The sequence below is a fragment of the Pseudoalteromonas sp. TB64 genome (assembly GCF_000498095.1).
In the GTDB taxonomy this organism is placed as follows: Bacteria; Pseudomonadota; Gammaproteobacteria; order Enterobacterales; family Alteromonadaceae; genus Pseudoalteromonas.
In genome coordinates, this window is the sequence record NZ_AUTQ01000109.1 from 1 (window position 1) to 12,310 (window position 12,310).

General features: G+C 37.3%; 12 protein-coding genes and 1 pseudogene. 9 read left to right on the forward strand and 4 right to left on the reverse strand.

All coding sequences use genetic code 11. The features are described from left to right. Positions 1–115 (reverse strand): annotated as a pseudogene (locus L647_RS1000000125795) (IS110 family transposase); the annotation flags it as partial. A gap of 515 nt (positions 116–630) precedes the next feature. Here L647_RS1000000125795 and L647_RS0108075 point away from each other — a divergent pair. The 7 genes from L647_RS0108075 to L647_RS0108105 all read left to right on the forward strand — a co-directional run bounded on the left by L647_RS0108075 (position 631) and on the right by L647_RS0108105 (position 6,414). After that, on the forward strand, positions 631–1,050 hold the full coding sequence (locus tag L647_RS0108075) for a hypothetical protein (protein ID WP_029880408.1): 420 nt from the start codon (positions 631–633) through the stop codon (positions 1,048–1,050). A 105-nt stretch (positions 1,051–1,155) separates the two neighbouring features. Further along, entirely contained in the window at positions 1,156–1,461 is a 306-nt protein-coding gene (locus L647_RS0108080) for a hypothetical protein (protein ID WP_024610703.1), read from the forward strand. A 562-nt stretch (positions 1,462–2,023) separates the two neighbouring features. Continuing rightward, positions 2,024–2,725, forward strand: coding sequence for a DUF3581 domain-containing protein (locus tag L647_RS0108085; protein WP_024610704.1), 702 nt, complete (start codon positions 2,024–2,026; stop codon positions 2,723–2,725). 189 nt (positions 2,726–2,914) lie between these two features. Continuing rightward, positions 2,915–4,162 (forward strand): DEAD/DEAH box helicase, encoded by a 1,248-nt coding sequence (locus tag L647_RS0108090; protein ID WP_024610705.1) that lies wholly within the window; start codon positions 2,915–2,917, stop codon positions 4,160–4,162. 59 nt (positions 4,163–4,221) lie between these two features. Then, positions 4,222–5,202: a sensor domain-containing diguanylate cyclase gene (locus L647_RS0108095; RefSeq protein WP_024610706.1), complete on the forward strand. Its 981-nt coding sequence runs from the start codon at positions 4,222–4,224 to the stop codon at positions 5,200–5,202. A 269-nt stretch (positions 5,203–5,471) separates the two neighbouring features. After that, complete coding sequence (locus L647_RS0108100; RefSeq protein WP_024610707.1) at positions 5,472–6,131, forward strand: histidine phosphatase family protein; 660 nt, start codon at positions 5,472–5,474, stop codon at positions 6,129–6,131. Positions 6,132–6,156: 25 nt separating this feature from the next. Beyond that, positions 6,157–6,414, forward strand: a complete 258-nt coding sequence (locus L647_RS0108105; RefSeq protein ID WP_024610708.1) for a DUF2442 domain-containing protein — start codon at positions 6,157–6,159, stop codon at positions 6,412–6,414. Between the two features lie 471 nt (positions 6,415–6,885). Here the strand turns inward: L647_RS0108105 and L647_RS0108115 are convergent, their stop codons facing one another. Then, entirely contained in the window at positions 6,886–7,842 is a 957-nt protein-coding gene (locus L647_RS0108115; RefSeq protein ID WP_024610709.1) for a methylenetetrahydrofolate reductase, read from the reverse strand. A 249-nt stretch (positions 7,843–8,091) separates the two neighbouring features. Between L647_RS0108115 and L647_RS0108120 the strand changes: the two genes are divergently transcribed. Next, positions 8,092–10,974: a pitrilysin family protein gene (locus L647_RS0108120; protein WP_024610710.1), complete on the forward strand. Its 2,883-nt coding sequence runs from the start codon at positions 8,092–8,094 to the stop codon at positions 10,972–10,974. 131 nt (positions 10,975–11,105) lie between these two features. Here the strand turns inward: L647_RS0108120 and L647_RS0108125 are convergent, their stop codons facing one another. Both L647_RS0108125 and L647_RS0108130 read right to left on the reverse strand, forming a co-directional pair. After that, entirely contained in the window at positions 11,106–11,426 is a 321-nt protein-coding gene (locus L647_RS0108125; RefSeq protein WP_024610711.1) for a helix-turn-helix transcriptional regulator, read from the reverse strand. Between the two features lie 4 nt (positions 11,427–11,430). Further along, complete coding sequence (locus tag L647_RS0108130) at positions 11,431–11,838, reverse strand: hypothetical protein (protein ID WP_024610712.1); 408 nt, start codon at positions 11,836–11,838, stop codon at positions 11,431–11,433. 317 nt (positions 11,839–12,155) lie between these two features. On the opposite strand from L647_RS0108130, the gene L647_RS1000000125230 reads away from it, so the two are divergent. Continuing rightward, a partial coding sequence (locus L647_RS1000000125230; RefSeq protein WP_139015429.1) for a helix-turn-helix domain-containing protein occupies positions 12,156–12,310 on the forward strand: 155 nt, incomplete at its 3' end.

Below are 12,310 nucleotides of genomic sequence, written 5' to 3' on the forward strand. Positions count from 1 at the left end.
CGTCATTGTTTTCTACGGTGAAATATATATCTAACGGTCGGATGTAAATATCGAGTTGAGTTTTACCTGTATCGACACCGACGTTAATTTCATTTTGATTATTGAGTGTATTCATAATAAGCTGACTCTGCCTTGCGATTCGGGCTCGAGGCCCCGTTGACTATCCGAGTTTAATGCTTGGAGTTTATACAGCGTTCTTTCTTGTTACCGGTCTCTCAATAGAGGAGCCTTCAATCAATCGAACTACTGTATAAAAGGCTTTGGTTGCAGCCAAAGCTTGGGCCTCACATTACCCGAACCAGGTTAGAATAATAATTAATTTATGGGTTTATTATCCATACAAGCCAATAAAGCAGGACTAAAAACAGTTTGCTCGGTTCCGCTTCGCTGCACATTTTAGCAAACAATTTTTAGCCTCTTATTGGGGCATTGAGGCTGTAGAATTACTCTTTTTAAATAAAAACAGCCTGTTTTATGAGGTCCAAATGCATTACCTAATGCTTTAAAAACGATTAGAGTTAATTACAGGAACTCGTTTTTTAATTGAATTTGGTTGTTGGAGTTATTCGATAGTCTCGTTAGGTATATACAGGAAGTATTGTGTTAGATTCAAGTATAAATAAACCTCTTATGTTGGGGTCATTCTTCAGTGCAGTTGCTGCTTTAGCCCATCTAGGGTGCATTTTATTTGGTAGTGATTGGTATCGCTTCTTTGGTGCCGGTGAGCAAATGGCTATGATGGCAGAGACAGGAGAATCTTATCCTACTATTGTTACATCTGTTTTGGTTTTAGTACTTTCAATTTGGTCTATTTATGGGTTATCTGGTGCAAGGTTAATCATTAAACTTCCGTTTTTACGTACAGCTTTAGTTCTTATATCATCTATTTATGTATTACGTGGCGTAGTATTCGTTGTGTTAATACCTATGTTTCCTGAAAATAGTATTACATTTTGGTTTGTAAGCTCCGCAATATGTTTAAGTATCGGTATGCTATATTCTGTTGGTACTTATCAAAGCTGGTCAAAGTTAAGTGTAAAATATGCCTGAAAAGTTGCTTAAACGGACAAAAAAGTTGGCTTTTGCTCGTTCCTCGCTACTTTAGTCAGCGATCTTTAGCCGCTTAGCAAAGTGTTAGATTTCTGGAGTGTCGTCATGTCAAAAATAACAACTAATGAAAATTATACTGACTTACCAAATGACTACACATCTTGGGTTGCTAAAAATTCAGCTAGCGAATCTAGCAATGGATATATGGTTTATTCTGGTCCAATACCAATTTCAGAAATAATGGACCTCGAATTAATTAATGAAAATATTATAATTGTTGCAGATGATATGGCTGGCTATATGATTGGTTATCTAAAGAAGAATACTGGCTGGGAATTTGTCGGTATTGATTCTTGTACTTTGGATATTGACCCAATTTCTGATGGGTTCGTCGAGTACATAGAAATCTAATAAAATTAATTAAAACCGATGTAAATTACTTCGAACACCTAAATACAATTTTTACCCATTTACTTAAGGTGAGTTTCTAGTTTAGTTAGTGGTTTAGTTTAATTTCACAGTTATTGGGCATAACAACACACTATAGGCTCTGCCTTGCCTAAAAACCAAACATACTACTTTAAATTAAGTCACCAAAGAACAACTCACTCTAGGGCGTGTTGAACTTTGTGGATTGAAATTTGTTCAATCTAGGGGCGATTAAATCGCGGCGCGAGGTTTGTAACCTAGTGGGCTAAGTAAAAACCGAGCAACAAAGAGTTAATCGTCCCTAGAAAGAACCCAAAGGGCAGCGCACGTTTGGTATTTATGCTGCGTTATCGCCTATTCATGGGGAATAACCACACTACATAGGCTCCGCCTTGCCTAAAAACCAAACATACTGCTGCAAATTCACCCACCAAAGATCAACACGCCCTAGCTATATTTTAACTAATCTAACAGATTCGACCTCTCTCTATTTTTTTTCTGGTAGTATAGCTAGGTTATAAGCAGTTTAAGCAGTGAACACACTATGTTAAGTCCTTTTTTTCAGCAGCATGCTGATTATGTTTCTATCTCTCGTGAGCAAGGTTGTCGTTTTGCCAAGTTTGTTGCTGACGATTACAATCCACTCCATGACAAAGATGCTAAAAAGTTTTGCGCGCCAGGAGACTTACTTTTTTCATTAGTGCTAGACCGATACGGTATTAGCGAGCGAATGGAATTTACCTTTGCCGGTATGGTTGACGAAAACACGAAGCTAAACTTTCCAGAAGAAGCGGATGAGTTTGATGTAACCAATGGCGAAAAAGTAATATTAAAGGTAAAGCGTGAAGGTAAAACCAGCAAATGCCCAGCACTAACTAATAGCCTAATAAAGAATTATGTTGAGTTTTCTGGTACAACTTTTCCGCATGTAATTATTCCATTAATGGGCAAGCAGGAGGTAATGATAAACCCCACACGTCCGATGGTAATTTACGAATCAATGCTTATCAATCTTGATAACCTTGATATTACAGCGCCGACACTTGAATTTGCAGAGCCTAGTTTTGAGTACGCCGGTAAGCGCGGAAAAATTACACTACGTTTTAACCTGTTAGAAAACGGCGTTAAAGTGGGTAGTGGTGAAAAGCACATGGTGGTTTCGGGTATTCGCGAATACTGCCAAGCAACAGTTGACGATTTAATCGCGTTTTACAACGAACGTAAAGCGACGTTAAAACCCGCTTAAAATTGTATTAAATTAAAAAAAGGCGCTAAATACATTTGTTATTTAGCGCCTTTTTTATTGGGTTTTTATTGTTTTTAGCGCTAAAGCGAAAATGAGCAACCACGATAAAACACTTTTCTGGGCTGGTTAATTTACGCAGTACAGTAATGTGCGTACAATAGCGCTCTTTGTTATTTTAAAGCTAAGCCTATGTCTGCCACTACGTTCTCATCACTTAATCTCGACCCGTTATTATTAACTGCGATTGAGCAAAATAATTACACTCAACCTACCGCAATTCAGATTAAAACCATTCCGCCTATTTTAGCCGGAAGTGATGTAATGGGCAGTGCACAAACAGGCACAGGTAAAACAGCTGCTTTTGTTTTACCGCTGTTACATAAGCTTTTAAATACACCTAAAAAAGATGAACCAGGCATTGCTCGTGTTGTAATTTTAACGCCAACACGAGAACTGGCTCAGCAAGTATTTGCAAGCTTTGAAAAGTACGCACAAGGCACCAATATAAATGGTGCTTTAGCTTATGGGGGCGCAAGTATTGGGCCACAAATAAAAGCCCTTAGAACGGCTCAAGTTATTGTGGCAACGCCTGGGCGCTTACTCGATCACATAGTTAAAGGCAGTGTGGTACTTTCAAGCGTAGATTCGTTAGTGTTTGATGAAGCCGACCGCATGCTTGATATGGGCTTTATTGACGAAATAAGACGCATATTGCGCCATATTCCTGGCGATCGCCAAACCTTACTATTTTCAGCGACGTTTGATGACAGTGTGTTTGAGCTCAGTAAAAAGTTACTAAAAAATCCAGAGCTCATTGAAGTAGATAAACGTAACTCAGCAGCCGTTGAAGTAGAACAAATTATTTACTCGGTAGATGAGGATCGCAAACGCGAGCTTGTTTCGCACATGATAGGCATGAAAAACTGGCGCCAAGTGCTTATTTTTACTCGCACAAAACAAATGGCTGATCAGCTCGCTAAAGAAATGTGTAAAGACGGTTTAAAAACCGAGTCAATCCATGGCGATAAATCACAAGGTGCGCGCGACCGCGCACTGCAAAACTTTAAAGATGGTATTACACGTGTACTTGTTGCAACCGATGTAGCCGCGCGTGGTTTAGATATTTCTACACTTAGATATGTAATTAACTTTGAACTGCCATACATAGCAGAAGATTACGTACACCGTATTGGGCGTACAGGGCGTGCAGGCGAGCAAGGGCTTGCTATGTCGCTGGTTAGTATTGATGAGCAATGGTTGCTTGAAGAAATAGAAGTACTACTCGATACGCGCTTAACACCGCAATGGTTAGAAGGCTACGAGCCCGATCCTAATAAAAAGCCAAAAGATAACCGTAAAAACACGAATAAGTCGCGAAAAGATCGCGATAAAAAGCGTATTACCGGAAAAAGAGAACCAAGTAGACGCCGTAAATAATAGCTTTTGATATGTTTTCTTGCCTATACTGAAGCTAATATATAGCCGAGGTAAAGTTAATGTTTGAAATTGATCAATGGGCATTCTCTGGTGTGGATGGCCAAATATCACTGCATAAATGGCAAAAAACCATAGACCTTATTACGGGGCTTTTTTCAGCCCCGTCGGGTTATATAGTTCAGGTAACAAGTAAAGGCTATCGCGTTGTCATTAAAAGCAACGAAGGAAACTCTAATTTTGAAACTAATCCAATACTCCCTCCTCAAACACCTCTTTTTTGTCGCCATGTAGCTGAAACTAATAATACTTTATACGTTAATGATGCAAGTAAAAACGATTTATGGAATACCTTGCCAGAAGTGATTGATGAGGGCATCGAATCCTACTCAGGTTTACCAATTCATTGGCCAGAAGGCGAAATGTTTGGCACTTTATGCTTAAAAGGTACTAAAAAAACAAGCTATACCAATGAATATTTTGAACTCATAGAACAACTACGCGATTTAATTGAAGACGATCTAGCGCTTGTTTATAGTTATGAGCAAATGCGCGAAATAGCCATGTTAGACTCATTAACGAATATTTATAATCGTCGAGCACTGAGTTTACTTGCTCAGCAAAAGCTTAACTTAGCGCAGCGTTTAGGGTTTGATGTGTGTTGTATGTTTATTGATATAAACGACTTTAAAAAATTAAACGATACCTGTGGGCATGAAGTTGGCGACAAAGCCTTAATTATATTGGCAGATACCCTAAAAATTCACTTAAGAAATGCCGATATAGTAGGGCGATTAGGTGGCGATGAGTTTGTTACGGTGATGCAAGTAAGCGATAAGAGTAAAATTAACTATATCATGGATAAAATATCCTCTGAGTACTCAAAAGCTTTACTTAAAGAGAATGTGTGCGATTTATCGCTCAGTATTGGTTACAGTTTTACTGATAAACAAAAGCAGCCCTTTGAAGCGCTATTAAATGATGCAGACCATGCAATGTATAAAAATAAACAAGCGTACAAGCTTGCTAAAAAAGCGCAGTAATAAGAATAGTTTAAAATTTAATTACGTAGTTTGAGTTGATTTTACTCAATTCATTTTTAATTAGCAAAAAAGGTATTATGAAAAATTGTATTTATCACTGTTTCCTTTTAACTTATTAATTAATGTAACTACATCAATTAGGGATTGAATATTATGTGCCCAGTGGTTAAATTCTTCTGAAATAACCTTAAAATAATAAGTTCTTTTTTATGTTTTAATCATTCATCAAGAGCTTATTTAGATATTTATTATAGAGCATGGAGGGCGTAATGAAGCCTAAGCAGATTATTATTATTCGTCATGGGCAATCTCAAGCAAACATAGATAAAGGGATGTATGAGCATACTCCTGATCATTTAGTTAATTTAACTGAATCAGGTAAAGAGCAATGTATAAAAACGGGTGTAAAACTAAACGAACTGCTAGCAAATAAAAATGTAACTGTGTGGTCCTCACCTTATAACAGAGCAAGGCAAACAACTGAGCTAATCACCTCTGAGCTAAAAAGTAATATTAAATATAAAGAAGATCCTAGATTACGTGAACAAGATTGGGGGAATTTTTATACGCAAGATGAGGCTCGCCTTAAATATGAAGATCGCAAAAGGCATAGTTACTTTTTTTATCGTATAGAAAATGGTGAATCAGGTGCAGATGTATATGATCGAATTTCTACGTTTTTAGAAACGCTGTATCGCGATTTTTCTCAAGATAATTGGACCGATAGTCTTGTTATTAGTACACATGGTATTACAGCTTTAGTCTTTTTAATGCGCTATTTTCATTGGTCGTATGAGCAATATGAAGAAGCTGAAAAGTTTTTTAATTGTGGGTTTGTTGTGCTTGAGCTCGATGAAGAATCAGAACGATATCATTTATCAATTGATATGCGAGAAGGCATTGATAGTGTACTTGAATCTGATTTATGAAAGCTAAAATGTAAAAAGGAGCTTAATGCTGGAATTATCGATAATTAATTCAAAACCCATAGCTGATCATATTTTAGAGATATATTTTAGTGATGGGCATAAATGTTTGGTTGATTTTCATCCATTTATTTTCTCTGTTGGGCACCCAGATTATGATATTTATAAACAGAGAAGGCATTTTCTCAATTATAAAATTGTAGATGGGAATTTAAATTGGGACGATTATAAAATGATTTTTCCAGTAGCAGACTTGTACAGTAATAGGCTTGTTAAGAGTAAGTAGCTTATTATTTATTATCTTTATATTCAGTTGAATAGCAGATTAAATTCAAAATATTGAGAAGTCTAATTATTTACTTTATGTAGATAAAACGTAAGAAAAGCTACCTCTTATCAAATTTATCTATGTAAAGTTCAACATAGAAAGGGAAATTTTTTTATAAACTTAACTACAAGAGTTTGGTTTATGTATTCAGGTATCGGCTTTATTGTATCTCTAGTCATAATAAGCTTATTTGATGCTTTTCCTCACTTTAGATTTATATCTAATGAGGGAATAATTTTTGGTGTTATGTGCTCCTCTATGGGGTTTGCCTTAAAAAGGCTTGAGAGTAATAACCAAAAACACCTTCAATAAATAGCTTAAGCTGAATATTTTTACTTGTATTTATTAATTTATTTTTCAAAGAATGGACATAAAAAAGCAAGCCATGAGGCTTGCCAAGAAGGGTGTTAATTAGCTCTTACCTAGCCTTTAAGCTATTAGCTTTTCCGCAAGGTTTAATTCCATAATGGCTTTTAATAAACGATATAAGTTAATTGACGCGTCAATTTCTTCTTTACGGTTTGTTAAGCTTTCAATATTTAGGCCCAGCGGTACATCTAAATGCGCACAGCTTTTAAGTATTAAGTCGAGGTTTTCGCGGCAAATACGTACTGATTCGCTTAATGTATTGTCTGCATCAAGCATGCGCCATTTAGTTGCCTCTGGCACTGAGATACCCAACCATTGCATAAATTCTAAGGTTTTTTCGCCGCCGCACGGTGTAAACGTTAATATAATACGTTGAGGTGTAATACCCTGTGCTTTACATGTACGTGCGTAGCTAGTAATTAGCTCTATAGTCGCTTGTGCGTCGTAAACAGCTTGCGATATAAAAAACTGACAACCTTGTGCTGTTTTTTCTATTAATCGTTCGTGCTCATTTCGTTTACTTGAATGGCGCTCAGCAATAGTAACGCCACCTAAAAAGAAATCATCTGATTGCTCAGCCAATGCTTTATATGCGTCAGGCAGGCTTAACTTGATATCGCCTACCGATGACGGGCTACCTACTAAAACAACATTTTGTAAATCGTAGTCGTTTTTAGTTTCACTTAGCCAATCTTTAAATTCGCCTACGCCACGCTGCGCCACACTTTTATAAGTAATCACATCTTGTGCAGATAAATTACGAATTAAATGGCTGTATTCACGCGGATCAACGGTTTGTTTAAACGCAAATGGGCGATCTTGATTTGTACGGCTGCTTTCGTCTTGAATATCGTAAATTATTACGCCGTCGTATTCAATTTCGTGTAAGCGACCCAATAGCTTCTCTGCAATGATTTTTAATTGCGCTTTATCGGTGCCAATTTTAGGCGGCGTAGTACCAATAAGATAAACACCTTGTTTGGTGTCCTCTATTTTCTCTTTTAATGATAAAGCCATAATCCTCATTCCAGCCAAGTGCGTGTTGATGGATTTAATATAACAGCCATTTAGACGTCTAGATAGATTTATTTAATGAAAGTTTTTCAACTTAGGTGAGGAATATTCATACTGATAATTTAATAAACTGGCTGATTGACACAGTTGTTTACATAAAAAATGGGCTAAAGCTCTTACATTTACTAGCTTTAAGGCATAATCGTATTAATAACCTAACAATAAATTTGCTCAATTTAAAAAGGGACAACAATGAAATTTAAATTATTAGCAACCAGCTTAGCGGTATCGCTGGCGTTAACCGGTTGCGCCATGCAGCAAAACCAAAGCACGCAAACAACAGCACAACAAGAACAAGTAAATAAAGCTGATGATCGTGTTTTTTCACAAGATTACTTAATTGAAGAACTAGAAAACGGCTTACGCGTAATGGTTGTTAAAACCGATTACCCCGATGTCGTGTCGCTGCAAATTCCGGTATCGGTTGGATCGCGTAACGAAGTTGAAGAGGGCAAAACAGGTTTTGCTCACTTTTTTGAACACATGATGTTTAAAGGCTCACAAAAATATCCTGAAGATGTGTATTCAGACATATTAAAAAATTCAGGTGTTGATAACCGCGCGTACACAACAAACGATTACACCAACTACCATTTAAATTTTTCAAAGCAGCATCTTGATAAAGTACTTGAGCTTGAAGCTGATATTTTTCAAAACTTAACCTACACCGAAGAGCAATTTAGAACCGAAGCACAAACGGTAAAAGGTGAGTACTTAAAAAACAACGCGAGCCCAGTTCGTAAATTATTAAGCGCTGTACGCGAAGAAGCGTTTGATAAGCACACGTATAAACACACCACTATGGGCTTTTTTAAAGACATAGAAGCGATGCCTGATCAAATGGCGTACGGTAAAGAGTTTTTTGCTAAATTTTATAAGCCTGAGTATGTATCGCTGGTAATTGTGGGCGATGTAGAGCCAGAAGAAACAATGGCAATGGTTAAAAAGCATTGGGGCAGCTGGAAAAAAGGTAACTACGTTGCTGACATTAAGGCAGAGCCTGTTCAACAAGCACCAAAATATTTGCACCAGCAAGATGAAGCGCTACCAGGGCATTGGTTACTTGTATCCTACAAAGGCGCTGCGTGGAAGCCTGCCAAAAAAGACAGAGCGGCACTTGATTTAATATCACAACTTTATTTTTCAAACAATTCAGATTTATACCAAGAGCTAGTGGTCGACAAACAAATTGCCAGCCAAATGTTTACCTATAACCCAGAGACTAAAGATCCGGGTTTATTACACGTATTTGTTAAAGTAGAAAGCGCAGACGATTTAGCCACTGCACGCGATGCTATTAACCGCACTTATGCAAAAGCACGCACTGAGCTTGTTGATGAGCAAAAGCTGAGTGATTTAAAATCAAACCTTAAATACAGTTTTATTAATGGTCTTGATTCGTCGCAAGCGATTGCATCAACCCTTGCCAGCTACATGCACTTTGAGCGCGATCCAGAGGTTATAAACCAGCTTTATAAATCATCAGATAACATTACCAGCGCAGATATTAAAGCCGTTGCTAATAAATACTTTACCGATAACGCCCGTACCACATTAACGATGTCGGCACTTGATAAAGCCCCAGGGTTTGAGCAAGAAGTTGATTTAAATGCACTTACTGCAAAGCTTGAGCAAGCACCTGCGGCACCTGTATTTAAAGTGCTTGATAAAACCAATAGTTCACCATTAATTGATGTTAACTTTTTATTCAATACCGGTGCGGCTGCCGACCCTCAAGGCAAAAAAGGCGTTGCTGCGTTAACTGCGGCTATGCTTGCAAAAGGTGGCTCGCAGGCGACAAGCTATAAAGATATTCAAAAAGCACTTTATCCGCTTGCGGGTAGTTTTGGTTATCAAATAGATAAAGAAATGCTGTCGTTTCAAGGGCGTATTCATAAAGATAACGCGGCGCAGTGGTATGCACTTGTGAGCGATCAATTACTAAACCCAGGTTTTAGAGATGACGACTTTAAACGCCTTAAAAAAGAAATGATTGACGGTATTAAATCAGGCTTAAAAGCATCTAACGATGAAGAGCTAGGCAAAGAAGTGCTATACAGCGCGCTTTATAAAAATCATCCTTACGAAAGTTACAATTACGGTGATATTTCGGATTTAGAAGCGCTGACGCTGGATGATGTTAAAGCATTTTATAACAGTGAGCTTACGCAATCTAAACTCACGGTTGGCTTAATTGGGGCTGTACCTGCAAACCTTAAAGCTAAAATGATGAGCGATTTTGCAACGCTACCAAAGGGTGAGCAAAGCCGTTTAAGTATTCCTGATGCGCCAGAGCTTAAAGGTCATCATGCAACTATTGTAGAAAAGTCTGCGCAATCGACTGCAGTATCGTTTGGCTTTCCTATTGATACAATAAGAAGCAGCGAAGACTGGACAGCCCTTTGGCTTGTGCGTTCGTACTTTGGTGAGCACCGTAGTTCTAACAGCTTTTTATATGAACGCATTCGTGAAACTCGCGGCATGAACTATGGCGATTACGCATACATTGAATACTTTCCACGTGGTATGTTTCAAACTAAGCCTGATGCAAACCTAGGGCGCTCTGAGCAAATATTTCAAGTGTGGTTACGCCCACTTCGCTCTAATAACGATGCGCACTTTGCAACTCGTACGGCTTTATTTGAGCTAGATAAGCTAATTAAAAACGGTATGAGCGAAGACGACTTTGAAGCTACGCGTAACTTTTTAATTAACTTTGTGCCGCAAATGGTAGCAAGTCAAAATCGCCAACTAGGATACGCACTTGATAGCGAATTTTACAATACAGATAGCTTTGTAAGTTACGTCACTAACAAACTTAAAACGCTAAACGTTGCTGATGTAAATCGCGTTATTAAAGAAAACTTACAAACAGACAATGTTCAATATGTGTTTATAACTGGTGACGGCGCTGATATGCAAAAACGTTTAGCGTCTCAGCAAACATCACCAATGATTTACAACACAGAAAAACCAGCTGAGTTGGTTGCTGAGGATAAAGTAATTGCTGATTATAAATTAGCAATTCCTGCTAACAATATTGAAGTGATGAAAGTCGATAAAGTATTTCAATAATTTAAGCTGTTTAAACTATCTTTAAACGTATAAAAAATGCTCCAGTGCTTTAAAGCTCTGGGGCATTTTTATATTAATACTTTAAGTCAAAGCATAGGCTTGTTACTAATAAAATAAGCTCGTTACTAATATCATAAGCTCGTTATTAATAGCATACAGCCAACACCGAGTGTAAAGCTTATTAAAGAGCTTATAGTAATAGCTACAATAAACTTTTGCGTTGATTGGGCTTTAACTGTTTCATCTACTTCTAAGTCGTCCAATTTTATAAGCTCGCCTTGGCGCACTTCAAATACTGCGCATAAAGCCATTGTGGTTTCTTTTGATGCCGCACCTTCTTTTTCTACACGCTGAACGGTACGTAAGCTTACATCGCAGGCATCGGCAAGTTGCTGTTGCGTCCAATTAAATTGCTGCCTAAGTTCTTTTATTGTTTTAGGATTAAGTTGCATGCGTTTATTTACCTACCACTAAGTCAATTAGCGCAAAGGTTAAATACCCACCCAAGTATCCGGCTAGTACACAGGCAGAAAAAAATAGGACGGCTCTTTTCGGATCCTTAATAAAAGGAAGTAAAGTTTGTTCTTGTTGTTTTATTTGCTCATTATTTTTAAAAAAAGTACATTCTAGTTTGCCAGTAAAAATGTTTTTCATGTCATATCTAATTTGGTAACTATGCTCTTTAAATTCAAATCTATGCGTGCTTTTTATGCCAATACTACGTTTACTACTAACTAAATCGTCGTTTACGTAGATTTCTTCTTTGCCTGTAAAGTAGCTGCCAAAACAGGCTATTTGATTGTCGCCATCTTGAAAGTAAAATTTGTAACCTAATTTTCTTGTATTTAATATATCGTTTTTCATCATCGTTATCCTTGTTGAGTTGATGATGCTAATTTAGCGTTTGTTTTTGTTATTTACGCCGTCAGCTGTACGCCAGTATGTATTTTGGCATATGACAGGTGAGCTGTCATATGTTGTTAGCTTTTGATTTTTATTAATTTATTATATTTTAAGTATGTATTGGTCATTTTAGCTACTGTCGTATAACTTAATCTAAAAAAATAGGTAAGTATTTAAAATACCTAGATTCAAATTGTAAGTGCATAACTTGTTTTGGCTAGATTAAGTGGTCAGTTGCTCATAAGCTAACTGCTTTTTCTCCGGCAAGAGATTTTACAATGAGACATTACAAACAACTGACCTATGCGCAAAGATGCCAGATCGCCGTTCTAAAGAAAAGTGGTTTTACGCAACAAAGTATTGCTGAGCTAACTAATTTATCGCAATCTACGATTTCAAGAGAGCTTTCTAGAAATACAGGTAAGCGAGGTTA

What these genes read in the sequence shown, in the direction of transcription:
- L647_RS0108075 (WP_029880408.1), top strand. Translation starts at nt 631, where the DNA reads ATGTTGGGGTCATTCTTCAGTGCAGTTGCTGCTTTAGCCCATCTAGGG.
- L647_RS0108080 (WP_024610703.1), top strand. Translation starts at nt 1,156, where the DNA reads ATGTCAAAAATAACAACTAATGAAAATTATACTGACTTACCAAATGAC.
- L647_RS0108085 (WP_024610704.1), top strand. Translation starts at nt 2,024, where the DNA reads ATGTTAAGTCCTTTTTTTCAGCAGCATGCTGATTATGTTTCTATCTCT.
- L647_RS0108090 (WP_024610705.1), top strand. Translation starts at nt 2,915, where the DNA reads ATGTCTGCCACTACGTTCTCATCACTTAATCTCGACCCGTTATTATTA.
- L647_RS0108095 (WP_024610706.1), top strand. Translation starts at nt 4,222, where the DNA reads ATGTTTGAAATTGATCAATGGGCATTCTCTGGTGTGGATGGCCAAATA.
- L647_RS0108100 (WP_024610707.1), top strand. Translation starts at nt 5,472, where the DNA reads ATGAAGCCTAAGCAGATTATTATTATTCGTCATGGGCAATCTCAAGCA.
- L647_RS0108105 (WP_024610708.1), top strand. Translation starts at nt 6,157, where the DNA reads ATGCTGGAATTATCGATAATTAATTCAAAACCCATAGCTGATCATATT.
- L647_RS0108115 (WP_024610709.1), bottom strand. Translation starts at nt 7,842, where the DNA reads ATGGCTTTATCATTAAAAGAGAAAATAGAGGACACCAAACAAGGTGTT.
- L647_RS0108120 (WP_024610710.1), top strand. Translation starts at nt 8,092, where the DNA reads ATGAAATTTAAATTATTAGCAACCAGCTTAGCGGTATCGCTGGCGTTA.
- L647_RS0108125 (WP_024610711.1), bottom strand. Translation starts at nt 11,426, where the DNA reads ATGCAACTTAATCCTAAAACAATAAAAGAACTTAGGCAGCAATTTAAT.
- L647_RS0108130 (WP_024610712.1), bottom strand. Translation starts at nt 11,838, where the DNA reads ATGAAAAACGATATATTAAATACAAGAAAATTAGGTTACAAATTTTAC.